This is a genomic window from Acidocella sp. KAb 2-4, assembly GCF_020567705.1.
Lineage (GTDB): Bacteria > Pseudomonadota > Alphaproteobacteria > Acetobacterales > Acetobacteraceae > Acidocella.
The window spans coordinates 17,581-43,288 of the sequence record NZ_JAJDJU010000007.1 but is presented as its reverse complement, the minus strand read 5'-3'; the positions used below and the strand labels follow the sequence as shown (position 1 = coordinate 43,288).

The 25,708-nt window shown below is 67.7% G+C and carries 25 protein-coding genes; 7 read left to right on the top strand and 18 right to left on the bottom strand.

What is annotated here, in order from left to right; translation table 11 throughout:
• Entirely contained in the window at positions 1-1,089 is a 1,089-nt protein-coding gene (locus LI953_RS06640; protein WP_227075263.1) for an FAD-dependent oxidoreductase, read from the top strand.
• A 1-nt stretch (position 1,090) separates the two neighbouring features.
• Positions 1,091-1,771, top strand: coding sequence for a cupin domain-containing protein (locus tag LI953_RS06635; protein ID WP_227075262.1), 681 nt, complete (start codon positions 1,091-1,093; stop codon positions 1,769-1,771).
• 35 nt (positions 1,772-1,806) lie between these two features.
• Here LI953_RS06635 and LI953_RS06630 read toward each other — a convergent pair whose 3' ends face one another.
• The 7 genes from LI953_RS06630 to LI953_RS06600 form a co-directional block, all read right to left on the bottom strand.
• Entirely contained in the window at positions 1,807-2,388 is a 582-nt protein-coding gene (locus LI953_RS06630) for a DUF2202 domain-containing protein (RefSeq protein WP_227075261.1), read from the bottom strand.
• A 263-nt stretch (positions 2,389-2,651) separates the two neighbouring features.
• Positions 2,652-3,302: a peroxiredoxin gene (locus LI953_RS06625; RefSeq protein ID WP_227075260.1), complete on the bottom strand. Its 651-nt coding sequence runs from the start codon at positions 3,300-3,302 to the stop codon at positions 2,652-2,654.
• A 121-nt stretch (positions 3,303-3,423) separates the two neighbouring features.
• Positions 3,424-4,164, bottom strand: a complete 741-nt coding sequence (locus LI953_RS06620) for an SDR family NAD(P)-dependent oxidoreductase (RefSeq protein WP_227075259.1) — start codon at positions 4,162-4,164, stop codon at positions 3,424-3,426.
• 2 nt (positions 4,165-4,166) lie between these two features.
• Positions 4,167-4,835 (bottom strand): GntR family transcriptional regulator, encoded by a 669-nt coding sequence (locus LI953_RS06615; RefSeq protein WP_227075258.1) that lies wholly within the window; start codon positions 4,833-4,835, stop codon positions 4,167-4,169.
• Complete coding sequence (locus tag LI953_RS06610; protein ID WP_227075257.1) at positions 4,828-6,024, bottom strand: aspartate aminotransferase family protein; 1,197 nt, start codon at positions 6,022-6,024, stop codon at positions 4,828-4,830. Before LI953_RS06610 ends, LI953_RS06615 begins: the two co-directional genes overlap by 8 nt.
• Positions 6,009-6,980 carry a phosphotransferase gene (locus tag LI953_RS06605; protein WP_227075256.1) on the bottom strand — a complete coding sequence of 324 codons (972 nt, stop codon included), beginning with the start codon at positions 6,978-6,980 and terminating at the stop codon, positions 6,009-6,011. The genes LI953_RS06610 and LI953_RS06605 overlap by 16 nt, the downstream gene beginning before the upstream one ends.
• 79 nt (positions 6,981-7,059) lie before the next feature.
• Positions 7,060-7,620, bottom strand: a complete 561-nt coding sequence (locus LI953_RS06600; RefSeq protein WP_227075255.1) for a HyaD/HybD family hydrogenase maturation endopeptidase — start codon at positions 7,618-7,620, stop codon at positions 7,060-7,062.
• 483 nt (positions 7,621-8,103) lie between these two features.
• On the opposite strand from LI953_RS06600, the gene LI953_RS06595 reads away from it, so the two are divergent.
• Positions 8,104-9,621 (top strand): acetyl-CoA hydrolase/transferase family protein, encoded by a 1,518-nt coding sequence (locus tag LI953_RS06595; protein ID WP_227075254.1) that lies wholly within the window; start codon positions 8,104-8,106, stop codon positions 9,619-9,621.
• Here the strand turns inward: LI953_RS06595 and LI953_RS06590 are convergent.
• The 6 genes from LI953_RS06590 to adh form a co-directional block, all read right to left on the bottom strand.
• On the bottom strand, positions 9,585-11,060 hold the full coding sequence (locus LI953_RS06590; protein ID WP_227075253.1) for an AAA family ATPase: 1,476 nt from the start codon (positions 11,058-11,060) through the stop codon (positions 9,585-9,587). The two genes, LI953_RS06595 and LI953_RS06590, sit on opposite strands and share 37 nt — an antisense overlap.
• Complete coding sequence (gene ftsH, locus LI953_RS06585; RefSeq protein ID WP_227075252.1) at positions 11,053-12,891, bottom strand: ATP-dependent zinc metalloprotease FtsH; 1,839 nt, start codon at positions 12,889-12,891, stop codon at positions 11,053-11,055. The genes LI953_RS06590 and ftsH overlap by 8 nt, the downstream gene beginning before the upstream one ends.
• A 35-nt stretch (positions 12,892-12,926) precedes the next feature.
• Complete coding sequence (locus tag LI953_RS06580; RefSeq protein WP_227075251.1) at positions 12,927-13,409, bottom strand: CBS domain-containing protein; 483 nt, start codon at positions 13,407-13,409, stop codon at positions 12,927-12,929.
• A 99-nt stretch (positions 13,410-13,508) separates the two neighbouring features.
• Positions 13,509-13,925 carry a c-type cytochrome gene (locus tag LI953_RS06575; protein WP_227075250.1) on the bottom strand — a complete coding sequence of 139 codons (417 nt, stop codon included), beginning with the start codon at positions 13,923-13,925 and terminating at the stop codon, positions 13,509-13,511.
• Between the two features lie 110 nt (positions 13,926-14,035).
• Positions 14,036-14,422: a DUF779 domain-containing protein gene (locus LI953_RS06570; protein WP_227075249.1), complete on the bottom strand. Its 387-nt coding sequence runs from the start codon at positions 14,420-14,422 to the stop codon at positions 14,036-14,038.
• Positions 14,403-15,935, bottom strand: a complete 1,533-nt coding sequence (adh, locus tag LI953_RS06565; RefSeq protein ID WP_227075248.1) for an aldehyde dehydrogenase — start codon at positions 15,933-15,935, stop codon at positions 14,403-14,405. Before adh ends, LI953_RS06570 begins: the two co-directional genes overlap by 20 nt.
• Positions 15,936-16,241: 306 nt before the next feature.
• Here adh and LI953_RS06560 point away from each other — a divergent pair, with 306 nt between their 5' ends.
• Positions 16,242-18,140 carry a sigma-54-dependent Fis family transcriptional regulator gene (locus tag LI953_RS06560; protein WP_227075247.1) on the top strand — a complete coding sequence of 633 codons (1,899 nt, stop codon included), beginning with the start codon at positions 16,242-16,244 and terminating at the stop codon, positions 18,138-18,140.
• Between the two features lie 232 nt (positions 18,141-18,372).
• On the opposite strand, the gene hemN is transcribed toward LI953_RS06560, so the two are convergent.
• From hemN to LI953_RS06540, 4 genes are all read right to left on the bottom strand, one after another.
• Complete coding sequence (gene hemN / locus LI953_RS06555) at positions 18,373-19,749, bottom strand: oxygen-independent coproporphyrinogen III oxidase (RefSeq protein ID WP_227075246.1); 1,377 nt, start codon at positions 19,747-19,749, stop codon at positions 18,373-18,375.
• Between the two features lie 33 nt (positions 19,750-19,782).
• Positions 19,783-20,697, bottom strand: a complete 915-nt coding sequence (cysK, locus tag LI953_RS06550) for a cysteine synthase A (RefSeq protein ID WP_227075245.1) — start codon at positions 20,695-20,697, stop codon at positions 19,783-19,785.
• Between the two features lie 73 nt (positions 20,698-20,770).
• The gene (locus tag LI953_RS06545; protein WP_227075244.1) at positions 20,771-21,175 is read right to left on the bottom strand and encodes a DUF934 domain-containing protein; all 405 of its coding nucleotides are present in this window, start codon (positions 21,173-21,175) and stop codon (positions 20,771-20,773) included.
• On the bottom strand, positions 21,162-23,156 hold the full coding sequence (locus LI953_RS06540) for a DUF2849 domain-containing protein (RefSeq protein WP_227075243.1): 1,995 nt from the start codon (positions 23,154-23,156) through the stop codon (positions 21,162-21,164). The genes LI953_RS06545 and LI953_RS06540 overlap by 14 nt, the downstream gene beginning before the upstream one ends.
• A 282-nt stretch (positions 23,157-23,438) precedes the next feature.
• Between LI953_RS06540 and LI953_RS06535 the strand changes: the two genes are divergently transcribed.
• Genes LI953_RS06535 through epsC form a run of 3 tightly spaced genes read left to right on the top strand, consistent with a single transcriptional unit; the run spans position 23,439 to position 25,294 of the window.
• Positions 23,439-23,864, top strand: a complete 426-nt coding sequence (locus LI953_RS06535) for a YeeE/YedE family protein (RefSeq protein ID WP_227075242.1) — start codon at positions 23,439-23,441, stop codon at positions 23,862-23,864.
• On the top strand, positions 23,861-24,322 hold the full coding sequence (locus tag LI953_RS06530; RefSeq protein WP_227075241.1) for a DUF6691 family protein: 462 nt from the start codon (positions 23,861-23,863) through the stop codon (positions 24,320-24,322). The genes LI953_RS06535 and LI953_RS06530 overlap by 4 nt, the downstream gene beginning before the upstream one ends.
• Before the next feature lie 36 nt (positions 24,323-24,358).
• Complete coding sequence (gene epsC / locus LI953_RS06525; protein ID WP_227075240.1) at positions 24,359-25,294, top strand: serine O-acetyltransferase EpsC; 936 nt, start codon at positions 24,359-24,361, stop codon at positions 25,292-25,294.
• Positions 25,295-25,300: 6 nt separating this feature from the next.
• On the opposite strand, the gene LI953_RS06520 is transcribed toward epsC, so the two are convergent.
• Complete coding sequence (locus tag LI953_RS06520) at positions 25,301-25,648, bottom strand: DUF3592 domain-containing protein (protein ID WP_227075239.1); 348 nt, start codon at positions 25,646-25,648, stop codon at positions 25,301-25,303.
• Positions 25,649-25,708: the final 60 nt, after the last annotated feature.

Sequence of the window (25,708 nt, the reverse complement as noted above, 5' to 3'; positions counted from 1 at the left end):
ATGAATCATCCTGTTCTCATCATCGGCGGCGGCCTCGCCGGGCTGACGGCGGCGCATCTGCTGCACCAATCCGGCCACAGCTTCGCGCTATTCGAGGCGCGGGACCGGCTGGGCGGGCGCATCCTCACCGCCGAGGGCATCGATCTCGGCCCCTCCTGGTTCTGGCCACAGACGCAGCCGCGCCTCGGCGCGTTCATCGCGGGGCTGGGGCTGCCGAGTTTCGCGCAGCACGGCGCGGGCGATGTGATCTTCCACCGCATGTCGCGCGAGGCGCCGCAGCGCTACCAGGGCTATCCCCAGGAGCCGCAATCGATGCGCCTGGCGGGCGGCACCGGGGCGCTGATCGCGGCGCTGGCCGGGGCGGTGCCGGGGCCATGCCTGCATCTGGGCGCGCGGGTGACGGCGCTGCGCCTGCACGAGCAGGGGGTGGAGGCAACGGTCTCCGGGCCGGAGGGGACGACGCGGCGCGTGGCCGGCGCGCACGCCCTGCTGGCGCTGCCACCACGGCTGCTGGAGGAGACGGTGGCGTTCTCCCCCGCGCTGCCCGCCGCCACCACCCGACTCTGGCGCGACACCCCCACCTGGATGGCCCCGCACGCGAAATTCCTCGCGCTTTATGACCGCCCCTTCTGGCGCGCGGCGGGGCTCTCGGGCACCGCGCAAAGCATGGCCGGGCCGATGGTGGAGATCCACGACGCAACCAGCAGTTCCGGCCAGGCGGCGCTGTTTGGGTTTCTCGGCGTGCCCCCGGCAGGGCGGGCGGCCGCGGGCGAGGCCGCGCTCACCGCCGCCTGCGTGCAGCAGCTGGCGCTGCTGTTCGGGCCCGAGGCCGGCGCGCCGCGCGCCACGCTGTTCAAGGACTGGGCCGCCGACCCGCTCACGGCGACCACCGCCGACCAGATCGCCGGCGGCCACCCCGCCGGCGGCACGCGCAACTGGGTGGAGGGCGCGTGGGCCGCGCGCCTGCTCATGGCGGGCAGCGAGACCAGCCCGGTCGAGCCCGGCTATCTGGCCGGCGCGGTGGAGGCGGCGATGCGCGCCGTGGCCGAACTCCAGCGACGCGCCGGTAACGCCAAGGGAGATCCGTGAGATGCGCCTGAACGACGATTTTTCGCAGCCCGTGATCGTGCATGCGGCGGCGCTCGGCTGGGTACCGAGCCCGGCCCCGGGGGTGGAGCGGCGCATGCTGTTCCGCATCGGCGGCGAGGTGGCGCGGGCCACCTCGATCGTGCGCTACGCGCCGGGCAGCGTGTTTCCGCGCCATGTGCATGGCGGGGGCGAGGAGATCCTGGTGGTCGACGGCGTGTTTCAAGACGAGCATGGCGATTATCCGGCCGGGAGCTATTTCCGCAACCCGCCAGGCACCTCGCATATTCCCGCCTCGCGCGCGGGCTGCACGATTTTCGTCCGGCTCTGGCAATTCCGCGCCCTTGATCAGGCGCCGATCGTGCGCCAGCCCGGCGAGGGCGAGGCGCTACCCGCCCGGCCCGGCGTGACCCGCGCCACACGGCTATTCGCCGATGGGCATGAGGAGGTGCGGATGGAGACGCTCGCCCCCGGCGCGGCGGTGACGCTCGGCGATGCGCGCGGGCTGGAATTGCTGGTGCTGTCCGGGGCGCTGCGCATCGGCGGCGAGACTCTGGAGCGGCTAAGCTGGGGGCGGTTTCCGCCCGGTCAGCCGGTGATCGCCCTGGCCGGGCCAGACGGCGCCACGCTCTGGAGCAAGCAAGCGCCGCCGCTGCACCCGGATGCCTGCCCCCTGCCCGGCTGAGCGCAGCTCAGCCCAGGCTGAGGCAACGGGGCGCATCAGGCGCAGCTTTCATGCTCTGAGAGGGCGATGCGCTCCAGCTCCGCTTGCGGCAGATGCGCGGCCTGGTAGCCAATGCCCAAATGCTGCTTCCAGCGATAAAAGGCGCGCATATGGTTGCGCGAGCCGCGCTCCAGCTCCTCATACACCGCGCGAATTTCAGGCTTCTCCACCCGGCTCTTGGCTTTTTGCAAATCGGCGATGTCGAGTTCCTCGATCAGCAGCCCGACCTGCACCGCGTCTTCGCGGCTTCGCAGCCCTTTTTCCAGAAATTCGTCGTGAAGTTGCCGCAAGGCGGGAGCGTGAAATTCTCCAGCCCCAAGGTTTTTCACCGGATCAGGCAGGCCGAAATGCTCAAGCAGGGCCAGCATCATATCCATGTGCGCCTGCTCGGAGCCGCTGATATTGGCGAAGGGCCGCAAGCCCCAGCGTTCATTCAAACGGACATAGACATCGCGGGCGATCTTCTCCTCCTCGCGCATCAGCAGCAGATCCTCGCGCTCGGCGGGGGTCAGCGCCCCCGGCACATTACGGACCATCGCCGCGCGCATCCGTGCGACATGCGCCGCCCGGTGGGACATGCGCGCCGCGTCCGTGAAAGCGGATGCGCCACCCCCGTGCCGGCCAGGGCGCGGAAGAACGGTGTTGAAATCATGCATAAGGGGATTCTCCATAAACAGAAATGGGCCGGGGCGGATAACCCGCGAGGGTTCGCACCAAATGAACGGTTCTTACCGACACATTTTCGATATATCTAAAATATGCCAAAAAAACTCCATGTCAAGCCAAAAAAGCGGCGGCACGGACTTTCCCCGCGCCGCCGCAGCCCCGTGCGGTCCCGCTGTTACAGAGCCTTCTTCGAGAAATACCAGTCGGTGTAGTCATACCCCTCGCCCTTGCGGGCTTCGGCGGCGGCCTGCGTTTGCGGCGGCGGCACGATCACCTTCTCGCCGGCTTTCCAGGCCTCGGGCGTGGCCACGCCGTGCTTGTCGCTGGTTTGCAGCGCTTCGAGCAGGCGGAGGAACTCCTCGATGCTTCGGCCATTGCTCATCGGGTAATACACCATTGCCCGCAGCTTGCTGTCGGGGTCGATGAAGAAGGTCGCGCGCACGGCGGAGGTGTCGCTCGCCCCCGGCTGGATCATGCCATAGGCATGCGCCACTTTCATCGAGAGATCCTCGATGATCGGGAACGGCACCTTGACGCCGAAATTCTGCTCAATGCTCCGCGCCCAGGCGATATGCGCGAAATTGCTGTCGATCGAGAGGCCCAGCAACTCGCAATTCATCGCCTGGAAGCGCGGATGAGCTTTGGAGAAGGCGACAAACTCGGTGGTGCAAACCGGGGTGAAATCGGCCGGGTGCGAAAACAGGACCAGCCATTTGCCCTTATAGTCGGAGAGCTTCCGCGGGCCATGTGTCGTCTTGGTGTCGAATTCGGGCGCCGGCTCGTTCAGCCGGGGCATCGCGCTCCGTTGGGCTTGGGCTTCGCTCATGGTCAACGCTCCTCATTGTTGATCACCTCGCGCCAGGGGCGGCGGGAGACGAGCAACGCCAATACCCCGGCCCGGCGGCGGGATCATTGATTTCGCGCAACCAGGGCGGCGGCGCGCAGGCTCACACGTGCTGGCCGCCATTGATGTGAATCTCCGCGCCGTTCACATAAGACGATGCCGGGGTGCAGAGGTAATAGATGGTCTCCGCCACCTCGCGCGGCGTGCCCAGCCGCTTCATCGGCACCTCGGCGGCGACCAGCGCATCGGTGCCCGCCGAGAGAATGGCGGTGTCGATCTCGCCCGGCGCGATGGCGTTGGTGCGCACACCGCGGCCGCCGAATTCATGCGCCATCTCGCGCGTCAGCGCCGCCAGCGCCGCCTTGGAGGCCGCATAAGCCACCCCGGCGAAGGGATGCACGCGCGACCCGGCGATGGAGGTGACATTCACGATCGAGCCGCCCGCGCGCTCCAGCTCCGGCATCAGCTCACGCACCAGCAGCGCGGTGGAGATGAGATTCACGTTCAGCACCTGCGTCCAGAGCGCGGCATCCGACGCCATCACCCCCAGGCGCTGGCCGTTCGGCCCCTTGGGCGAGATGCCGGCATTGTTGACCAGGGCATGCAGCTTGCCATCGGCGAGGCGCCCGCGCACCTCGGCGGCCAGCGCCGGGATCGAGGCGAGATCGCCGAGATCGGCCTGGACATGGCTTTCCCGCGCGTTCTGCCAACGGCAGAGCGGCGAGAAGGGCTGGCGCGACACGGTGAGCAGCCGCCAACCGCGCTCCTGGAACAGCTTCACCGTGGCGTGGCCGATGCCCCGGCTGGCGCCGGTGAGCAGCATCACGGGTTGGGTTTCGGACATGTCTATTCCTCCTCCGCGCGGGCCAGCGCATGAGCCATGATGCCCGCGCCGCCCTGTATGATATCGTCTTGGATAGCCTTCGCCGCCGCCACCGGATCATGCGCCTTGATCGCCGACAGCACCGGGTAATGATGGTCGATCATCGCCCGCCCGCTCTCGATATAGGCTTCCGCGATCAGCGGCCCCATTTGCAGCCAGAGTTTTTGCAACACAGCACCCAGCACAGGCATACGCCCGATTTCGGCGAGGCGGAAATGAAATGCCTGGTTGGCGCGCATGCCCTCCAGCCAGTCGCCCGCGCGCATCGCCGCCTCGTGGCGCGCCAGCAGCGCCGCCAGCCCGTCAATATCCGCCGCATTGGCGTGGTTCGCCGCTTCCTCGGCGGCCAGCCCCTCCAGCCGCAGCCTGATCGCGCGGATTTCCATATACCGCGCCCCGGCCACGCGCGGAATGCGGATGTCGCGCGGCGAGCGGAACACCAGCGCCTCATCCTGCGCCAGGCGCAGAATGGCGTCGCGCACCGGGGTCACGCTGGTGTGCAGCTGCGCGGCCAGCGCGCGGATCTTCAGCCGCTCGCCGGGCTTGAAGCGCCCCTGCATCAGCGCCGCGCAGAGCGTGGCGTAGGCGGTCTCGCTCAGCGTCTCGCGCGCCAGCGGCGCCAGCTCATCCATCGGCCAGCGACTCCTGGAGCGCGGCCAGCAGCAGATCGGCCTCGGTCCGGCCAAACACCAGCGGCGGCCTGATCTTCAGCACGTTATTCCCCGGCCCGGAGGCGCTGATCAGCACGCAGCGCCGGCGCATGCCGTTCACCACCCGCGCGGCGAGGGCAGCGCCGGGCAGTTCCAGCCCGATGAACAGCCCCGCCCCGCGCACCCGGCCATGAGCCGCCAGCCCGGCGGCCAGATACGCGCCCGTGGCGGCGGCGTTCTCCATCAGCCTTTCGTCCTGAATCACCGCCAGCGTCGCCCGCGCCGCCGCCATCGCCACCGGATTGCCGCCGAAGGTGTTGAAATAGCGGATCTTGGCGCCGAACTCGGCGATCACCTCGGGCCGCGCCACCAGCCCCGCCACCGGGTAGCCATTGCCCATCGGCTTGCCCAGCGAGACCAGATCTGGCGCCACGCCATGGCGCATGAAGCCCCACATCGCCGCCCCGGTGCGGCCGAAGCCCGGCTGCACCTCATCGGCCAGGAACAGCCCGCCCGCCTCGTGCATCGCCGCCACCGCGGGCGCCAGGAAGCCCGGCGGATCGGCCGCCACGCCATCGGAGGAGAAGATCGTGTCCACCACCAGCAGCGCGGGCTTGATGCCGTGGCGCAGCAGGTCGGCGATGGCCGCGCGCACCCCGGCGGCGAAATCCACCCCCACACCCGGCGCGGGCACGGTGCGCACATGCGGCCCCAGTGGCATGCTCGGCCCCAGCGAGGGTGAGATCTCGGCCACCGTGGCGGTGACGCCGTGATAGGCGTTTTCGGTGACGATGATGCCGGTGCCGCCCGTCACATAGCGCGCGATGCGGATGGCGAGATCATTCGCCTCGGAGCCGGTGCAGGTGAACGTCACCTGCCCGAGCGGCTTGGGGAAGGTCGCGAGCAGCGCCTCGGCGTAGTCCAGGATCCCCTCGTGCAGATAGCGCGTATGGGTGTTCAGCGTCGCCGTCTGCCTCGCTACCGCCTCGACGATGCGCGGATGGCAATGCCCTGCCGGGACCACGTTGTTATAGGCGTCGAGATAGCGCTTGCCATCCGCGCCAAAGAGATACGCCCCCTCGCCGCGCACCGGATGCACCGGGTCGTCGTAAAACAGCCGGTAGGAGGGGGCGAGCAGCGCCTTGCGCTTGGCGATCAGGTCACTGTCCATCGGGTCATCTCCTCGAAACTGGGCGCCGGGGCCGCCAGGGCCGCGCGCGCGGGATGGTGGAAGCGCAGCAGATAGGCGGCGTTTTCGGGGTGCAGCCTGGCCCGCCAGGCGGAGAAGGTCACCGTCATCGCCATGCGCGCGCGGATGAGATGCGGCAGCAGATCGCGCTCGGCGGCGGAGAGCGGCCAAGCCTCGTCATATGCCGCCAGCCAGGGGCCGATGGTGGGACGCAGCGCCGCATGCGGCAGGCGGTAGGAGAGCGCGATGGCCAGATCATTCACCCGCGCCGTGACCGCGATATCGCCGAAATCGATCACCCCCGTGATCCGCGCCGGATCGGCGGCGTCCACGAAGATGTTGTAGGGATTGAAATCATTATGCAGCACCTGCCGGGGCAGCGCCGCCAAAGCCGGGCCGGTATGCGCGGCGAATTCGGCCAGCACGGGCTCCACCGCCGCCCGCACCTCGGCATCCAGCACCGCCAAACGCGGGCGGATATCCGGCAGGTTGGCGATATCCCAAAACTGATAGGGGGCGGGTTCCGGCGCGGGCATCGCGCGCAGCGCCAGCCCGATGCGCGCCATCAGCGCCCCTAGCGCCCGCGCCTGCGCCGCCCCGCCCTGATGCGCGTGCAGGGGCGCGCCGTCGAGCCAGGAGAGCAGCGCGGTGAGCCGCGTGGTGCCGTCATGGTAGTGCAGCGGCGCCGCCCCATGCACCTGCGGCACCGGCAGGCCCGGCGCCACGGCGGCGAGATGCCGCATGGCGCCGAGCTGAAAGCCGATCATCGCCGGGTCTTCGTCAGGATGGCAGATCTTCAGCACGAGGCGCTGGCCGGCGGGCGTGTCCAGCCGGAAGGTCTGGTCCCGCTCGCTCGCCAGCACGCTGGCCGTGCCGCCATGCCCCAGCCGCCCGGCGGCGTGCGCGGCTTCGTCCGTGGAGATGAATTGGCTCGTCATTATGATGCATCATACATCATGTTTCCGCCCCGCGTCAAAAAGCCTGAGCGGCGCGGGGCGTCGCGCCGGGGATCCTAGCTCACGCGAAGCATCCGGCCTCGTAATTATCAAGCGCGGCGGAGGCCGGGGCCAGCTTCGGGGCTTTCTCATGCGCCGCGCGAGGCCGCGCCGCCACACCGAACCGCGTGAGATAGGCGAGCACTTCCGCCATCGCCGCGTTGATCTGCGCGCGCACGGGGCCGGTCACGGGGCCGCCGTAATTCTCCAGATCCAGCGGCTGCATGCCAATGAGTCGCACATGCAGGGGCATCGTGCCGTGCAGTTTGGCCAAGCCCAGCGCATCCACGACGCCCGTCTGGTGCAGGCTCATCGGCTTGGCCGCAAGGCAGTGCGGCACGTCGTCGTCATCGGCGAGCACCAGCGCGCCCGGTTCCTGGCCGAACTCCACCGCATCGACGAGGATCAGCACATCGGCCTCCTCGACGACCGGCAGCAGCGCAAGATCTTGGGCGCCGCCATCGATCAGCCGCACATTTGGCGGAAACACGTAGCGCGTATGCAGGGCTTGCACGGCGCGCACGCCGAAGCCCTCATCCGCCCACAGAGTATTGCCGACACCGAGAATGGTAATGTGTTTCATGGCCTGTTGTCTTTGAGGTTATGCGAGGCGTTGAGCATGGCGCCGATCACGGCTTGGCGAGACATGGCGCCCTGCGCACGCATCAATTCGTCGAAAGTCTCGAACTCTGGCGCCATGCTGATTTTCCCTCCGGTTTTGGGAGCGGCGCGTTATCAGGCATCTCGCGATCAGCGGCGCGCCAAATTTGAGCGGCACCATCGGCACAGGCGCGCGGCTGCGCATTGATCCAGGTCAAAGATCGTCAAGCCCGCGCCCGCAAAGGCGCGCCAAAACCGAATAATCGGCAAAGTTGAAGGCCGCGACCGGAACAAACACAACATGCTGCGTTGCAACATGTCCTGCGCCCGGCGCAAGGCTGGCAGGGTGGATTTTCGGGCGCGGGCTTATGTCCAACTCTTGCCGGATCGTCTATCAGGCGCGGCGTAAAGTTGCCTGGCGACAGGCCGCTTTAGAAGAATATTGTTTGACGCAGGAGATTACAGGATGAGCCAAGACAGCCGCATCAAATCCACCGCATTACGGCAGAAGATCATGCCGGCCGAAGCCGCCGCCGAGCTGATCACGCCGGGCAGCACGGTGGGGATGAGCGGCTTCACCGGCTCGGGCTACCCCAAGGTGGTGCCGCAGGCGCTGGCCCAGCGCATGGAGGCCGCGCGCGCGGCGGGCGACTCCTTCCGCCTGCGGGTGTGGACCGGCGCCTCCACCGGCCCGGAGCTGGACGGGGCGCTGGCCAAGGCCGACGGCATCGAGTTCCGCCTGCCCTATAACTCCGACCCCATCGCCCGCGAGAAGATCAATAGCGGCAAGATGGAATATTTCGACATGCACCTCTCCCAGGTGGCGCCGATGGCGTGGCAGGGCTTTCTCGGCCCGCTGGACACCGCGCTGATCGAGATCGTCGGCATCACCGAGGATGGCGCGCTGATCCCCTCCTCCTCGGTCGGCAACAACAAGACCTGGCTCGACCGCGCCGACAAGATCATCCTGGAGGTGAATTCCTGGCAGAACGAAGCGCTGGCCGGGATGCACGACATCTATTACGGCACCGCCCTGCCGCCCAACCGCGTGCCCATCCCGCTGGTGCGCCCGGATGACCGCATCGGCCAGACCACCTTCCGCGTCGACCCGGCCAAGATCGCCGCCATCGTGGAGACCAATGCGCCGGACCGCAACCTGCCCTTCTCCGCGCCGGACGCAACCGCGCTGAGCATCGCGCGCCACCTCATCGAATTCTTCGAGCATGAGGTGAAGAAGGGCCGCCTGCCGCCGCACCTGCTGCCGCTGCAATCGGGCGTGGGCAACATCGCCAACGCCGTGCTCACCGGGCTCAACGAGTCGCGCTTCGAGAACCTCACCGCCTATACCGAGGTGATTCAGGACGGCATGCTGGACATGCTGACCTCTGGCAAGATGCGCATCGCCTCCGCCACCTCGTTCTCGCTCTCGCCCGAGGCGGCGGCGGCGCTGAACGCCAACATGGCCGCCTATCGCGACAAGATGATCCTGCGCCCGCAGGAGATCTCCAACCACCCTGAGCTGGTGCGCCGGCTGGGCTGCATCGCCATGAACGGGCTGATCGAGGCCGATATCTACGGCAATGTGAATTCGACCCATGTGATGGGCTCGCGCATCCAGAACGGCATCGGCGGCTCGGGCGATTTCGCGCGCAACGCCTATGTCTCGATCTTCATGACCCCCTCCACCGCCAAGGGCGGCAAGATCTCCGCGATCGTGCCGATGGCCTCGCATGTCGACCACATCACCCAGGACGTGCAGGTGATCGTGACCGAGCAGGGGCTGGCCGATCTGCGCGGGCTTTCGCCCAAGCAGCGCGCGCAGGTGATCATCGAAAACTGCGCCCACCCGGACTACAAGCCGATGCTGCGCGACTACTTCAACCGCGCGCGCCAGCATTCTTATGGCCAGCAATCGCCCTGCCTGCCGAACGAGGCGCTATCCTGGCATCAGCGCTTCATCGACACCGGCTCGATGCGGGCCTGAGCCAGCACCGCCGCGCGCAGCGCCTCAACCGGCGCGGCGCGCAGGCGAGCCCAGGTGATCGCGCCGGTTTCCAGCGCCTGCTGGCGGCGCAGCACCTCCACCCCGGCATCCGAGGCATCGCCGCGCCGCGCTTCCAGCCGCGCGGCGAGCACCTCATCCGGCGCCTCCAGCCAGACGCCGTGAAACGCCACCCCCAGCCGGGCGGCGAGGGCTTCGGCCGCCGCCCGCTCCTCGCCGCGCAGGAAGGCGGCATCCAGAATCACGCTGGCCCCCGCCTGGAGCGCGGCCTCGGCCTCTTCATAGAGCCGCGCATAGACCTTGGCATTCATCGCGCGCGTATAGGCGCTCTCGGGCAGCCGGGTTTCCGGGGTTACGCCGTGGAGCGTCTTGCGCAGCACATCGCTGCGCAGCACCCGCGCGCCGGGCATGGGCGCCAGCTCGGGCGCCAGCGCCGCCGCCAGGGTGGATTTACCCGCGCCGCTGAAGCCGCCAATGGCGAGCAGACGTGGCGTGGCCGGGGCCAGCGCCGCCACCGCAAGGGCCAGATACCCCGCCCCCTCGCCCGCTTTGCCCTGCGCCGCCCGCACATGCGCGCGGATGGCGGCGCGCACGGCGATGAACAAAGGCAGTGCCGCCAGCCCCCCGGCCTCCGCCGTACGGTCGAGATAGCGATTGGCGACCAGCGCCGCGAACCCGCCCTCGCCCCGGCGCAGCAAATCCATGAGCAGGAAAGCGAGGTCGTAGAGCGGGTCGATGCAGGCGAAATCATCCGAGAACTCAATGCAATCGAAGATCAGCGGCCGGCCTTGCCACAGCACAATGTTGCCCAGATGCAGATCGCCATGGCAGCGGCGGATTTTCGCGCCGCGCGCGGTGAGCAGTTTCGCCTGCGCGGCCAGGGCGGCGCGGCAGGAGGCATTCACCGCCGCCACCAGCGCGGGGTCGAACCCGCATTGCGCCAGCCGCTCCGCATTGCCCGCGATCACGCCGCGCAGCAGCGCCGCGCCGTCGCGCAAGGCGGGCTCGGCGGCGGCATGGAACGCGGCGATGGCGTCGGTGAGGTCGCGCAGCAGCGGTGCGGTGAGCCGCCCGGCCTTGGCCAGCGATTCCAGCAGATCAGCCTCGGCGAAGCGGCGCATCGCCACCACATACTCCACCGGCGCGCCCGGCCCGTCGAACTCCAGCCCGCCCGCGGCGGCCCGGGTGATCGCGCGCACCCCCAGATATAACGCCGGGGCGGTGCGCCGGTTGAGCGCCAGCTCCGCCTCGCAAAACGCCTGGCGCCGCGCCAGGGTGGAATAATCGAGATAGGGCAGCCGCACCGCGCGCTTGAGCTTATAGGCGATGCCGGGATGCAGGAAGACGATGGAGATATGGGTCTCGGCCCGGGCATCTTCCCCCTGGGCGAGGAAGGCGATCACCTCGTCCTGGTCAGGCACGATCCGTCCAGGGGGGGATCTTGGCGGCGAGCTCGTCGAGCTTGTCGCCCGAGATCGTCTCCTCCTTCAGCAACTCGCGCGCCGCCTCGCGCAGCACCGGCATATTGGCCTGCAAAATCGCGCGCGAGCGGTTGAAGGCGCTCTCCACCAAATCATGCACCGCGGCATCGATGGCGGCGGCGGTCTGCTCGCTATACTGGCGCGGGCGCCAATCCGGCACGCCGGTATTGCCGAGCAGATGCGGCGTCTCCGGTTCATAGGTCATCTGGCCGAGCTTGTCGTCCATGCCGAAGCGCACCACCATCGAGCGCGCGATGTCGGTGGCGCGCATCAGATCATCCGCCGCGCCGGTGGAGACATCGGGGAAGATCAGCGACTCCGCCGCCCGCCCGCCGAGCAGCACGGTCATGCGGTCCAGCATCTCCTGACGGCCCATGATGAAGCGGTCCGCCCCGGGGCGCTGGATGGTATAGCCCAGCGCCGCCAACCCGTGCGGGATGATCGAAATCTTCTGCACCTTGTCACTGTCAGGCAGGGCCATGGCGGTGATCGCGTGGCCCAGCTCGTGATGCGCTACCACCTCGCGCTCCTTGGGCACGAGCAGGCGGGTGCGTTTCTCCAGCCCGGCGATGATGCGCTCCACCGCCTCCGTGAAATCCTCCAGCGTCACCGCCTCGGCTTGGCGGCGGGTGGCGAGCAGCGCCGCCTCATTCACCAGATTGGCGAGATCGGCTCCAGTGAAGCCGGGCGTGAGCGCCGCGATCTCCTCGGACGAAACGCCCGGAGCGAGCTTGATCTTGCGCATATGCACGCCAAGGATCTGCACGCGCCCGGCCTTGTCCGGCCGGTCCACCAAAATCTGCCGGTCAAAGCGCCCGGCGCGCAGCAGCGCGGGGTCGAGGATCTCGGGCCGGTTGGTGGCGGCCAGCAGCACCACGCCGGAGGACGGGTCGAACCCGTCCATCTCGGCCAGGAGCTGGTTCAGAGTCTGCTCTTTCTCATCATTGCCGCCGCCGGGGATGGCGGCGTTGCGGGCGCGGCCCAGGCTGTCCAGTTCGTCGATGAAGATGATGGCCGGGGCGGAGCGCCGCGCCTGCTCGAACAGATCACGCACCCGCGCGGCGCCGACGCCGACGAACATCTCCACGAATTCGGAGCCGGAGATGGAGAAGAACGGCACTTTCGCCTCGCCGGCCACGGCGCGGGCCAGCAACGTCTTGCCCGTGCCGGGCGGGCCGACCAGCAGCACGCCTTTGGGGATATGCGCCCCGAGCCGGCCATAGGCGCCGGGGTTTTTGAGGAAATCCACCACTTCCTTGAGTTCGGCCTTGGCCTCTTCGACCCCGGCGACATCCTTGAAGCGCACCGGCACGTCGTTTTCGGCATAGACCCGGGCGCGACTCTTGCCGACGGAGAGCACACCGCCCGCCCCGCCCATGCGCCCGCCGAGCAGCATATACCACAGCCCGCCGAACAGGATGAGCGGCGCCAGCCAGCCAAACAGCGTGGCCCAGGCGCCGGGCGCCGGCTGACCCGAGAAAGTGATCTTCTGCTTCGCCAAATCCTGCGCCAGGGCCGGGTCCACGCGGTCAGTCTCGAATTGCGTGGGCTGCCCGGCTGGGGCGTTCTTCAGCGTGCCGGTGATCTGCGTGTCGCCAACGGTAAGGTTGTCTACCTGCCCCGCCTGCAACAGGCTCTGGAACTGGCTGTAGGGGATGGTTTTGACCTGTTGCTGCGATTGGCGGCTGAGCACCGAAAACAGCAGCAGCGAGAGCAGCACTGAGGCGAGGATGAACCCGAAACGTGAAACCTCGTCGCCTTTTTTTGCCACTTTACCCCCTGCCCGCGCGGCGGCGCGCCTCTGTCTCAGCCGTTAGGCTGGCCGTAGGTGAGGCGCCCGGCGGCGATCGCACGGATGATGTCGGCGCGGCTGACGATGCCGACCACCTTGCCCTCCTGCACCACCGGCACGCGCTTGATGCGGTGTTTGGCGAAGAGATCGACGATCTCGCTCACCGGCGCGTCGGGCGCCACGGTCACCACCTCGCGCGACATCACATCGGCGGCGGTGCGTTTTTCCTGCTTGAGGTATTCGAGAAAATCAGGGGCGAGATCCTCGCCCTCGGCCAGCATCTGCAGCCACCAGGCGCGGCGGCTCTCATGCTCGGCGCCAAGCTGGCGCATCAAATCTTCCTCGCTGACCATGCCGAGCAGCTTGCCCTCGGCATCCACCACCGGCGCGGCGCTGATGCCACGCCCCGCCAACACCCCGGCAACCTTGGAGACGTTGTCCAGCTGGCGCACCATCACGAGGTCGCGGGTCATGAGATCAGCAGCGGTCACGGTCATATCTATCCACCATTACGGTTCATCCGGACCGGAGACTGGCATGTTCCGTCCGTAGCGCATTGATATCTATCAACCACCACGGACGGATACCAGGGGGTATTACTTAACCTGCGACACCAGCGGCGTCTTGGAGCTGAGGCTGGCGGTGTAGTCGAGCGCCGTGCTCCCGGCGGGGTAGCCGTTCTTGCTCAGAATATAGGCCATCAGGTCGGCGTATTGGTCGTGCGACAGGCTGCCCGGCTGCCCGGCGGGCATCTGTTGCGCCAGCACGGTGAACACCGAGCCGATAGTGGCGGCGCTGCCCGCGGCGGGGAAGCTCGGCCCGATCAGCGCCGGCCCGGCGACGCCCTTGAGGTCCGCGCCATGGCACATCGCGCAGTTCTGGGTGTAGACGGGGGCGCCCGCATTGGCCTGGGCGGTGGTGTAGAGTGCCGGCGGGGTGCCGGCCTGCGCCGCCACGGCAACCGCCGAGAGCGCGGCGCCCAGCATCACGCCCGTGAATTTGCTCAATTTCATCCTTAGTGCTCCATGTCTTGTGGCGCGGCTCCCGGAGCGGGCGCGCCGCCCGGACAGCGTGGCATATTTTCCCACGCCGCCACAACCATGCGCCGCGATAATATTCCGTGTCAGAGGCCGAGTTGCGTGGTCTCGGCCTCGGTAAACACGCGCGAGCGGGTGAGGAAGCGCTTGCCCGTGCCGTTCTCCAGGCTGAACATCCCGCCCATGCCGGGCACCACGTCGATGATCAGCTGGGTGTACTTCCAATATTCGAACTGCGAGGGGCTCATATAAAACCCCACGCCGCCGATCTCGCCGAGCTTCACATCGTCCGGGCTGAGCAGATAGTCGCCGATAGGGTAGCACATCGGCGCCGATCCGTCGCAACAGCCGCCCGATTGGTGAAACAGGATCTCTCCATATTTCGCCTTCAGCTCGGCAATCAGCGCCAGCGCGGAGTCTGTCGCCAAAACCCGCGCCGGCGCCTGTTGCGCCTCAGAAGAAGCCGAGGGCATTCGGGCTGTAGCTCACCAGCAGGTTCTTAGTCTGCTGGTAATGGTCGAGCATCATCTTGTGCGTCTCGCGCCCGATGCCGGACTGCTTGTACCCGCCGAACGCGGCATGCGCCGGGTACAGGTGGTAGCAGTTCGTCCACACGCGCCCGGCCTTGATGCCGCGGCCCATGCGATAGGCGCGCCCGCCGTCGCGCGACCACACGCCCGCCCCCAGGCCATACAGCGTGTCATTGGCCTGCTGCAGCACCTCGTCCTCGGTCTTGAAGGTCGTCACCGACAGCACCGGCCCGAAGATCTCCTCCTGGAAGATGCGCATCTTGTTGTGGCCCTTGAACACCGTCGGCTGGATGTAATAGCCCTCGGACAGCGCGCCGCCGAGATCGGCCCGCGCGCCGCCGGTGAGCAGTTGCGCGCCTTCCTGCTTGCCGATGTCGATATAGGACAGGATCTTCTGCACCTGCTCCGAGGAGGCCTGGGCGCCGATCATCGTGTTCATATCCAGCGGGCTGCCCTGCTTGATGGCGGTCACGCGCTTGAGCACCTTCTCCATGAAGCGGTCATAGATGCTCTCCTGGATGAAGGCGCGCGACGGGCAGGTGCAGACCTCGCCCTGGTTGAGCGCGAACAGCACCAGACCCTCGATCGCCTTGTCGAGGAAGGCGTCGTCATCGGCCATCACGTCGTCGAAGAAGATGTTCGGCGACTTGCCGCCCAGTTCCAGCGTCACGGGGATGAGGTTGTGGCTGGCATACTGCATGATCAGCCGGCCCGTGGTGGTCTCGCCGGTGAAGGCGATCTTGGCGATGCGGTTGGAGGAGGCGAGCGGCTTGCCCGCTTCCAGGCCGAAGCCATTCACCACATTGATCACGCCCGGCGGCAGCAGATCACCGATCAGCTCCATCAGCACCATGATCGAGACCGGGGTCTGCTCGGCCGGCTTCAGCACCACGGCATTGCCCGCGGCCAGCGCCGGCGCCAGCTTCCACACCGCCATCAGCAGCGGGAAGTTCCAGGGGATGATCTGCCCGACCACGCCCAGCGGCTCGTGGAAATGATAGGCCACGGTGGTCTCGTCGATCTCGGCCAGCGAGCCTTCCTGCGCGCGGATGCAGCTGGCGAAATAGCGCATATGGTCGATGGCCAGCGGCACGTCGGCAAAGGTGGTCTCGCGGATCGGCTTGCCGTTATCCACCGTCTCCACATAGGCGAGCAGGTCGAGATTCTGCTCCATGCGGTCGGCGATGCGGTTCAAAATCAGCGCGCGCTGGGCAACCGACGTCTTGCCCCAGGCCTCGGCGGCGGCATGGGCGGCGTCCAGCGCCAGGTTGATGTCCGCCTCATTGGAGCGCGCCGCCTGGGTGAAGGGGCGGCCGGTGATGGGGGAGATATTGTCGAAATACTGCCCGCTCAGCGGGGCGGTGAACTTGCCGTTGATGAAATTGTCATAACGCGGCTTGAAGGAGAACCCGGCCACGGAACTGCCGGCGGCGGGGGAAATGGCGGCGTCGAGCATTCTATTTGTTTCCTCTGTTATGTTTCGTTCGTGCGGTACGTTCCCGGCCCGCCAGATGTGTGGCGGGCCTCGGCGGTCTTCAAGGCAAGCACCGTGCCAAACGGCACGGGCGCGGAAAACCTGGGTCTTTGGTAGCATGCTGCGCAAGAGTCCGCGCGCCGGAACGGGACGCTGTACCAAAACAGGACATGATGATACGATATTTGCGTCGTCAGTGCCGTCTCCCCTAGTAAAATTTCAACGGCACGGCATAGCGAAGAAAGATCGTGTCCGCGAAATCGACTGGGACAGGAATCCACGAAGGTCATGCAGCCATTCAGTCTCTCCGCCAGAGCAGAACCTTTGCAGCATTTTCCCACCGCGGCGGGCGCCGTCGATCCGGGTGATATCAGCCGCTCCTGGCAGCGCTGCCGGATGGCGGGGCTGGCCCCGGAGCAAAACCGGCGCGACGCCCCACACCTCACCCAGGCCGAGCGGCGCATGGCGGCGGAGCGCCGCGCCACGCTGGTCACCCAGGCGCGCCCGGTGATGGAGTATTTCTTCAGCCAGATCAAAGACTCCGGCTGCATCATGCTGCTCTCCGACGAAAACGGCTACCTGCTCGACGCCGCCGGCGACACCGATTTCTGCACCCGCGCCGCGCAAGTCGCGCTCAGCCCCGGCGCCTCCTGGGCCGAGGAGGCGCGCGGCACCAACGCCATCGGCACCGCGCTGGTCGAGCGCAAGCCGATCGTGGTCAATGGCGCCGAGCATTACCTGCGCCACAACAATTTCCTCGCCTGCGCCGCCGCGCCGCTCACCGAGCCGGGCGGCACGCTGCTCGGGGTGATCGACATCTCTTGCGACGCCCGCCGCTACCACCCGCACACGTTCGGCCTGGTGCGCGCTGCCGCGCAGATGATCGAGAACCGCATCTTCGAGCTGAGCTTCGTCAACCACACCAAGCTGCGCTTCCACCTCTCCAGCAACTGCCTGGGCAGCCTGATGGAGGGCGCGGTGGCGATGGCCGAGGATGGGCGCATCCTGGGCGCCAACCGCGCGGGCTTCGCCATGCTCGGCCTGCGGCATGAGGATATCGGCGCGCGCGACATCGCCAGCGTGTTCGACCTCAGCCTACAGGAGCTGATGGCGCTGGCCCGCATGCCCGATCAACCCGCCGGCGTGCGGCTGCATAATGGCGAGCTGCTGTATCTGAGCGTCGAGCAGATGCGCGCGCCGCTGCTGCGCCGTCCGGCCCTGCCGGAGGCCCCGAAGGCCGACGCGCTCGCCACGCTGGATACGGGCGACAGCCGGGTGAGCAAGGCGATCAGCCAGCTGCGCCGAGTGCTGGGGCGCAAGCTGCCGATCCTGCTGCAAGGCGAGACCGGGGTGGGCAAGGACATGTTCTCCCGCGCCATCCATGCCGCCGGGCCGCGGGCGAGCGGACCGTTCGTGGCGGTGAACTGCGCCGCCCTGCCGGAGACGCTGATCGAGTCCGAATTATTCGGCTACGCCCCCGGCGCCTTCACCGGAGCGCGCAAGGATGGCGCACCGGGGCGCATCCGCGAAGCGCATGGCGGCACGCTGTTCCTCGATGAAATCGGCGACATGCCGCTGGCCATGCAAACCCGCCTGCTGCGGGTGCTGGAGGAAGGCACGGTAACGCCGATCGGGGGCAAGCCGGTGCCGGTCGATTTCCTGCTGATCTCCGCCACCCATGCCGACTTCTCGGCCCGCATCGCCGACAAGACCTTCCGCTCCGACCTGTATTACCGGCTCAACGGGCTCGCCGTCTCGCTGCCGCCGCTGCGCGAGCGCACCGATCTGCCCGCCCTGGTCGAGCGCATCCTGGCGCGGGAAGCGGCATCGCGCGGCGGCCGCGCCCCCACCCTCTCGCCCGACCTCGCCGCCGCCTGCGCCCGCTATTCCTGGCCCGGCAATTTGCGCCAGCTCGCGGGCATGCTGCGCACCGCCTGCCTGATGCTGGAGGACGACGAGGACATGCTGCAGATGCACCATCTCAGCGAGGACGCGCTGCGCGAGCTCACCTCGAAGCGGACGGTGCCAGTGGTGGAAGCCGCTGGCGCCACGCTGCGCGCGCAATCCGATGCGATGATCGCCGCCGCCGTGGCCGAGGCGGGCGGCAATATCGCCGCCGCCGCGCGCCATCTGGGCATCAGCCGCAACACGCTGTACCGCCGGCTGGGCAATATCCGCGCGAATTGATCGCATTCGCGCCCACACGCGGGCGTGATTAAAAAATTCCAGGCTGAGCCGCAAATTTTGATTTGTATCAAGGAACATCCCGGCCAGAAGCGGCACATATTGGTCATCCCAAAGCGGATACACTCCCCAGACTTGGCCCTGCCATGGTTACCATGGCAGGGTTTTTTCTTGTCCCGCGCGCGGGCACAACAAAACCCCCGCGGCGGCGCCACGGGGGTTGCGAGCGCAGACGTTAAACGGCGGCGGCGTGGCGGGGCGCGGCGGCGGTGGCGCGTTGCAGATAAACGTCGAACAGCGCGGCGACGTTGCGCACGAAGGGACGGCCCCGCTCGGTCACGCGCAGCCTCGCGCCATCCCATGTCACCAGCCCGTCCACGGCGAAATCCTCCAACTTGCGGGCATCGCGCAACAGCGGCGCGGCGTCTTCGCCCAGCGCGGCGGCCAGGGCCGGAATGTCCAGCTCCAGATCGCACATGATGCGCTCGATCACGGCGCGGCGCAGCCGGTCATCGGGGCTGAGCGCGACACCGCGCACCACCGGCAACCGCCCCTGCGCGATGGCGGCCTCGTAAGCGGGCACGCCCGGCGCGTTTTGCACATAACCCTGTGGCAGCGCGCCGATCGATGAAGCGCCGACCCCGAGCAGCACGGGCGTCGCATCGGTGGTGTAGCCCTGGAAATTGCGGTGCAAGGCATTGGCGCGCACCGCCACGGCCATGGAATCACCGGGCAGCGCGTAATGGTCGAGCCCAACTGGCAGATAGCCGCCCTCGCGCTCCAGCACCTGGCGGATCATCCGCTCCTGGTTCAGCCGCGCCTCCGCCCCCGGCAGCGCCGCCTCGGGGATCAGCTTCTGGTGTTTCTTCATCCAGGGCACATGCGCGTAGCCAAACACGGCGACACGGTCGGCCCCCAGCGCCAGGACCTGGCGCGCGGTGCGGGCCACTGATTCGGTGGTCTGGTGCGGCAGGCCGTAGATCAAATCGAGGTTGAGCGAACTCACGCCCAGCCCGCGCAGCGCCCGGGCAGCCTGCGCCGTCTCCGCAAAACTCTGGTGGCGGCCAATCGCCTCCTGCACCGCCTCGTCGAAATCCTGCACGCCGAGGCTGGCCCGGTTCACCCCCATCAGGCGCAGCGCGTCCAGGCTCTCCGGCGTCAGCGTCGTGGGGTCGATCTCGATGGCGATCTCGGCATCGGGGCGCAGGGCGAAGCGGCGGCGCACATGGTCCATGATGCCGACGAGGCAATCCTCGGGCATCGCGGTGGGGGTGCCGCCGCCCCAATGCACCTGGGTGACGCTGGCCCGACGGCCGATCGAATCGGCCAGCAGATCGAGCTCGCGCGAGAGCTGCGCGGCATAGGCGCGCTTGGGCCGGTCGTTGCGCACGACGCTGGTGTTGCAGCCGCAATACAGGCAGAGCCGGTCGCAGAACGGGACATGGATATAGAGCGAGATCGCGGCCTCGGCGGGCAGTTCGGCCAGCCATTGCGCGTAGGTCTCGGCGCCGATGCCGGGGTGGAAATGCGGCGCCGTGGGGTAGCTGGTGTAGCGCGGAACGCGCCCGTCATAGCGGGCGATAAGCTCGGCATCGGTCATGGGCTGGTCCATGAACCGCTGCCGGGCAGATGACATTGATTCACATCAAGCCGGGAGGAAATCCGGCACCGAGAGGTAACGCTCGCCGGTATCGTAGTTGAAGCCGAGCACGCGGCTGCCGGGGGGCAGTTCGGGCAGCTTCTTGGCGATCGCGGCCAGGGTGGCGCCGGAGGAAATGCCGACCAGCAGCCCCTCGGTGGTGGCGGAGCGGCGGGCATACTCCTTAGCCTCCTCGCCCTCCACCTGGATCGCGCCGTCAATCGCGGCCAGATGCAGGTTGACGGGGATGAACCCGGCGCCGATGCCCTGGATCGGGTGCGGCGCGGGCGCGCCGCCCGAGATGACCGGCGAAGCAGTCGGCTCCACGGCGAATACCTTGAGGGTCGGCCAGTGCTTTTTCAGAACCTCGGCGCAGCCGGTGATATGTCCGCCCGTGCCGACGCCGGTGATCAGATAATCCAGCCCCTCGGGGAAATCGGCCAGGATCTCCAGCGCGGTGGTGCGGGCATGAATGTCGATATTGGCCGGGTTCTCGAATTGCTGCGGCACGAAGGCACCGGGATTCTGCTCGGCCAGTTCGGCGGCGCGGGCGATGGCGCCCTTCATGCCCTTCTCGCGCGGGGTGAGATCGAAAGTTGCGCCGTAAGCCTGCATCAGGCGGCGGCGCTCGATGGACATGCTCTCCGGCATCACCAGGATCAGCTTGTAGCCCTTCACCGCCGCCACCAGCGCCAGCCCGACGCCGGTATTACCCGAAGTCGGCTCGATGATCAGCCCGCCCGGCTTAAGCGCGCCCGAAGCCTCCGCCGCCTCGACCATGGCCAGCGCGATACGGTCCTTGATCGAGCCTCCGGGGTTGGCGCGCTCGGATTTCACCCACACATTGGCGGCGGGAAACAGCCGGCCCAGGCGGATATGCGGCGTCTTGCCAATGGTTTCGAGAACGCTGTTGACCGGCATGTCATCTCTCCAAATGTCTTATCCGTTGGGCTCGTGCCCCCCTGGTCAATCTAGGCACAAAACCCGGCGCCTGTCAGGCCGCCGCCTGCTGCTCCAGCTGCGCCTCGCGCGCGCGGTTGAGGCTGCGGCGCAGCAACTGCCCGGGCTGGCGGCCAGGGCGCAGCGCCGCGGCATATTGCGCGGCGTCATGCTCGGGCGGGGTGAGGAAGCTGGTGAAGCCGCAGCCGATCAGGGCGCGGAACTGGTCCGGCAGGAAATGCCCGACGGCGCGCAGATCGCCCGCATAGCCGTAACGTTCGCGCAGCGTGCGCGCCAGGGTGAAGCCCCGGCCATCGCGGAATTTGGGGAATTCGATCTCCACCAGCGCATAGGCACCGAGCTGCGCGGCCACCGCGTCGGGCTTGGCATCGGGGGCGACGCGCAGCGCCGGGATGGTGGTTTCGGCGATCAGTTCGCCCTTGGTGTTAACGAGCGGCATTGAAAGCCTCCTTGAACGGCGCCGCGCCCAGGCGGCGGTAAGTGTCGATGAAACGCTCGCCCGGCTCCCGCCGCGCGATATAGGCGTTGACGATGGCCTCGATGGCATCCGGCACTTTCTCGGTGGAGACGGCCGGGCCGACGATGCTGCCGATCGCCGCCTTCTCATCCGCCGCGCCGCCGAGCGTGATCTGATAAACCTCCTCGCCATTCTTATCGGCGCCGAGCAGCCCGATATGGCCGACATGATGATGCCCGCAGGCATTGATGCAGCCCGAGATATTCACATGCAGCGTGCCGATCTCGCGCTCGCGCCCGGCGAAACGCTCGGCCAGGCGCTGCCCGACCGGGATGGAGCGGGCCGAGGCCAGGGCGCAGTAATCCATGCCGGGGCAGGAGATGAGGTCGGAGACCAGGCCGAGATTGGCGGTGGCCAGCCCGGCGCGCTTAAGCCCCTGATACAGCGCGTACAGATCATCCTTGGCGACATGCGGCAGCACCAGATTCTGCACATGGCTGACCCGGATCTCGCCCAGCGAATACTGATCGGCCAGATCCGCCACCGCGTCCATCTCGTCGGCGCTGGCATCGCCCGGAATCCCACCCGCCGGCTTCAGCGAGATCGCCACCGAGATATAGCCCGGCGCGCGGTGCGGGTTGGTGTTGCGCTCCACCCAGGCGGCGAAGTCCGCATCCCCGGCCAGCGCCTTGGCCAGCGCGCCGGTATCCTGGCGCGGAAACTCCGGCACCACGAAGCGCGCCGCCACCTCCTCCACCAGATCGGGCGTGAGCACGCAGTAATCCGGCGGCAGCGCGGCGTATTCATCCTCGACCATCTGGATGAAGGCTTCCGGCTTCATCTCGCGGATCAGGATCTTGATGCGCGACTTGAACAGATTATCGCGCCGCCCCAGCGCGTTATAGGTGCGCAGGATCGCCTCGTTATACCGCAGCAACTCGGCGACCGGCACCTCGTCGCGCAGCTTGATGGCGACATAAGGGGTGCGCCCCAGCCCGCCGCCCGCGAAGATGCGGAACACCGGCTCACCGGCGGCGTTGCGATGCGCCTCGATGCCGATGTCATGCACGCGCACGGCGGCGCGGTCATGCGCGGCGCCGGTGATGGCGATTTTGAACTTGCGCGGCAGATAGGTGAATTCCGGGTGATCGGTGGACCATTGGCGCATGATCTCGGCATAGAGGCGCGGATCGATGATTTCATCCGCAGCCGCCCCGGCATATTCGTCGGTCGTCACATTGCGGATGCAATTGCCGCTGGTCTGGATGCCGTGCAGATCGGCCTCGGCCAGCACCGCCAGCGCGGCGGGCACATCCTCCAGCCGCAGCCAGTTGAACTGGATGTTTTGCCGCGTGGTGAAATGGCCGTAGCCGCGGTCGAAATGCCGGGCGACATAGGCGAACTGGCGCAGCTGCGTGGCGCTGAGCACGCCATAGGGGATGGCGATGCGCAGCATATAGGCGTGCAATTGCAGATACACGCCGTTCATCAGCCGCAGCGGCTTGAATTCATCCTCGCTCAGCGCGCCCACGCGGCGGCGCGCCACCTGGTCGCCGAATTCGCGCGCGCGCTGGCGCAGGAAGTCGCGGTCATATTCGTCGTAACGGTAGATGCCCGCATGCGGCGAGGTGGAGCTGGCCGAGGGCAGCGGCGGCAGCGGCGCCGCGCCATCGCGCCACGGCCCGGCCGGCAGATCGGCCCGCACCGAGGGGCCGCGCGCCCGGATCTGCTCGCGATGCGCCACCGGCACCAGATGCGCACCCTCACGCGTTACCGGCACGGCCCGCACATCCACCACATGCGCCGCCACATCCGCGGGCTGTGCGGCGGCGAGCGCGGTCTCCAGCGCCGCGTCGTCATAGGTGGCGGCGGCGTCCACATGCTCGGCCCAGCCCCGCGCCCCGGCAAACCAGACGGAAACGCCATCGTGCAGGCGGTTGGCGGTGATCACATGCAAAGACATCTCAAAGCTTTCCCAAACTCTCTTAATGGCAGATAGCGTTTTTCCCGGCGCAGTCCAGACCAAATTTAGCCGAAAAACGGAAAGATTTTTTTCCATATTAAATATTTTACGACATAAAGAAATATTATTATCGATCAAAGTTTGTTTTGTGGAAATTTTTACCTGATCAGCGCGCGCCGGGAGAGCGCGCTTGCCCCGTGGGGCGGGCATGGTTTTGGCGCAGAGCTTGCACGCGGCGCATGGGTCTCGGCAGAGGCGGCGTAATCGCCTATATCCCTCGGCATGACAATCATTCTCGATCCCACCCAGCTGGCGGACTCCCTCGCGGGTGGCGTGATCATCGGCGCCGCCGCCAGCGGATTGCTGTTCTTCAATGGCCGCATCGCGGGCATCAGCGGCATCCTCGCCAGCGCCACACGGCGCGGGGCGGCGGCATGGCAATGGGCATTCCTGGCCGGGCTGCTCGCCGCGGGGGCCATTGCCGGGCTGGCGGGGCAGCACCTGCCGCAGGGCCTCACAGGGCAGAGCCTGCCGCTGCTGGCCGGGGCGGGGCTGCTCAGCGGGCTGGGCGCAAGGATCGGCGGGGGCTGCACGAGCGGCCATGGCGTCTGCGGGCTGGCACGGCTCTCGCCGCGCTCGCTGGTCGCTGTGCTGGTGTTCATGGCGGTGGCGGCCGCCACCGTGTTCGTCAGGAGGCATGTGCTGTGATCCGCCGTCTCACCGCCTTCGGTTTCGGCCTGCTGTTCGGGCTCGGCCTGCTGCTTTCGGGCATGACCGACCCTGACCGGGTGAAAGCCTTCCTCGATTTCACCGGCGACTGGAATCCAGCCCTGGCGCTGGTGATGGGCGGCGCGACCGCCACCGCCATGCCGCTTTTCGCCTGGATCAAGCGGCGCAACCGCAGCATCATGGGTGACCCGCTCGCCATGCCCAGCCAGCGCGTGATCGACGCCCGGCTGGTGGTTGGTTCCGCCATCTTCGGCCTTGGCTGGGGGATGGCGGGCATCTGCCCTGGCCCCGGGCTGGTGATGGCCGGGCATCTCGCCCCGGGCGCGCTGGTGTTCGTGGGCACCGCCATCCTGGGCGCGCGGCTGGCCGAGTGCCTGCCCCGCCGCCGCGCCGAGGTGACGCCCGTTTACAGCGGGACGCAGCGCGTATTACCCTGAGCCGCGGCCAAGCAGGGCCGCGCCAGGGCACGCAACATGGGCATAGACAAGCAGAAACCGGGGCTGCAACAGGCGGCCCAAAGCACGGCGCCGGACCTCGCCGGCGTGGTCGCGGGGCTGCGCCTCTCGCGCGAGGTGACGCACAAGATCCGCCATCGCGGCCAGATCCGCGAACTGCCCTCGCGCGCCGCGCTGGAGAAGATCCGTGACGGGCTGCTCGCGGTGCTGTTCCCCAGCCATTATGGCTGCCCGGACCTCACCGATGAGACTATCGATTACTTCGTCGGCCATACGCTGGCGCAGGCGCTGGCGGCGCTGACCGAGCAGGTGCGGCGCGACCTGATGTTCCGCCCACCCGCCGATACCGCCGCCTCCGCCGAGGCCCATGCCGCCGCCATCGTGCGCGATTTCGCCGCCCAGCTCCCCGCCCTGCGCGGCATGCTGGCCGAGGATCTGATCGCCGCTTATCGCGGCGACCCGGCGGCCAGCTCCATGGCCGAGGTGCTGCTGGCTTACCCTGGCATGCGCGCCATCATCCATCACCGCCTGGCACATGTGCTGCACCAGCTCGGCGCGCCTCTGGTGGCGCGGCTGCTGGCCGGCATCTCGCAGGCTGAAACGGGCATCGACATCCACCCGCAGGCGCAGATCGGCCCGCGCTTCTTCATCGACCACGGCACCGGCGTGGTGATCGGGCAAACCGCGATCCTGGGCGAGAATGTGCGGCTATACCAGCATGTCACCCTCGGAGCGAAGCGCTTCACCGAGGACGAGACCGGTGCGCTGGTGAAGGGCGAGCCGCGCCATCCGATCATCGAGGATAATGTGGTGATCTACGCGGGCGCCACCATTCTGGGACGCATCACGGTCGGGCGTGGCTCCACCATCGGCGGCAATGTCTGGCTCACCCAGAGCGTGCCGCCGGGCAGCATCATCACCCAGGCGCAGAACCGGCTCGCCGACGAGGCGTGAGCGGCGTCAGCCCTCAGGCGGCACGATCACCGTCTCGGCCCGGTTTTCGGGGTTGAAGCGCACCCACACCACCTGCCCTGGCGCCAGCATCAGGGCGTTGCGGCGCGTCACCTCCTGCTTCACCACCACCTCGTAATTGGCGCCATCGGGGGGCAGCACATCCAGGCGCACCAGCGCCACCGGGTTGCCATGGGCACGGGTCTTGGTGTCCTGCACGCTCAGCACGGTGGCGCGCGCCTCCACGCCATCCGCCAGCACGGAACCTTGCCCGCGCCCGGGGCGGATGACCAGCAGCAGCGCCACGCACACCAGCACCGCGGCGACCGCCGCGATCAGGATGGCCTCGTTTGACATCACCAGTCCCCCTTTGAGCGCGCCGCCGCGCCGGCCATCGATATTGCAGGAAGATCGCCG

Bases quoted from the DNA above. Each gene is read 5' to 3' on its own strand.
- LI953_RS06570 (WP_227075249.1), bottom strand. From the start codon at position 14,422: ATGCCCTCGGCTTCTTCTGAGGCGCAACAGGCGCCGGCGCGGGTTTTG.
- LI953_RS06615 (WP_227075258.1), bottom strand. From the start codon at position 4,835: ATGGATGAGCTGGCGCCGCTGGCGCGCGAGACGCTGAGCGAGACCGCC.
- LI953_RS06575 (WP_227075250.1), bottom strand. From the start codon at position 13,925: ATGAAATTGAGCAAATTCACGGGCGTGATGCTGGGCGCCGCGCTCTCG.
- LI953_RS06535 (WP_227075242.1), top strand. From the start codon at position 23,439: ATGACAATCATTCTCGATCCCACCCAGCTGGCGGACTCCCTCGCGGGT.
- LI953_RS06545 (WP_227075244.1), bottom strand. From the start codon at position 21,175: ATGCCGCTCGTTAACACCAAGGGCGAACTGATCGCCGAAACCACCATC.
- LI953_RS06625 (WP_227075260.1), bottom strand. From the start codon at position 3,302: ATGAGCGAAGCCCAAGCCCAACGGAGCGCGATGCCCCGGCTGAACGAG.
- cysK (WP_227075245.1), bottom strand. From the start codon at position 20,697: ATGCCGGTCAACAGCGTTCTCGAAACCATTGGCAAGACGCCGCATATC.
- adh (WP_227075248.1), bottom strand. From the start codon at position 15,935: ATGCTCGACGCCGCCATTTCCCCCGCCGCCGGCAGTTCCGTGGCCGGG.
- hemN (WP_227075246.1), bottom strand. From the start codon at position 19,749: ATGGACCAGCCCATGACCGATGCCGAGCTTATCGCCCGCTATGACGGG.
- LI953_RS06595 (WP_227075254.1), top strand. From the start codon at position 8,104: ATGAGCCAAGACAGCCGCATCAAATCCACCGCATTACGGCAGAAGATC.
- LI953_RS06520 (WP_227075239.1), bottom strand. From the start codon at position 25,648: ATGTCAAACGAGGCCATCCTGATCGCGGCGGTCGCCGCGGTGCTGGTG.
- LI953_RS06605 (WP_227075256.1), bottom strand. From the start codon at position 6,980: ATGACGAGCCAATTCATCTCCACGGACGAAGCCGCGCACGCCGCCGGG.
- LI953_RS06640 (WP_227075263.1), top strand. From the start codon at position 1: ATGAATCATCCTGTTCTCATCATCGGCGGCGGCCTCGCCGGGCTGACG.
- LI953_RS06560 (WP_227075247.1), top strand. From the start codon at position 16,242: ATGCAGCCATTCAGTCTCTCCGCCAGAGCAGAACCTTTGCAGCATTTT.
- LI953_RS06540 (WP_227075243.1), bottom strand. From the start codon at position 23,156: ATGTCTTTGCATGTGATCACCGCCAACCGCCTGCACGATGGCGTTTCC.
- LI953_RS06620 (WP_227075259.1), bottom strand. From the start codon at position 4,164: ATGTCCGAAACCCAACCCGTGATGCTGCTCACCGGCGCCAGCCGGGGC.
- LI953_RS06600 (WP_227075255.1), bottom strand. From the start codon at position 7,620: ATGAAACACATTACCATTCTCGGTGTCGGCAATACTCTGTGGGCGGAT.
- LI953_RS06580 (WP_227075251.1), bottom strand. From the start codon at position 13,409: ATGACCGTGACCGCTGCTGATCTCATGACCCGCGACCTCGTGATGGTG.
- LI953_RS06635 (WP_227075262.1), top strand. From the start codon at position 1,091: ATGCGCCTGAACGACGATTTTTCGCAGCCCGTGATCGTGCATGCGGCG.
- LI953_RS06630 (WP_227075261.1), bottom strand. From the start codon at position 2,388: ATGTCCCACCGGGCGGCGCATGTCGCACGGATGCGCGCGGCGATGGTC.
- epsC (WP_227075240.1), top strand. From the start codon at position 24,359: ATGGGCATAGACAAGCAGAAACCGGGGCTGCAACAGGCGGCCCAAAGC.
- LI953_RS06610 (WP_227075257.1), bottom strand. From the start codon at position 6,024: ATGGACAGTGACCTGATCGCCAAGCGCAAGGCGCTGCTCGCCCCCTCC.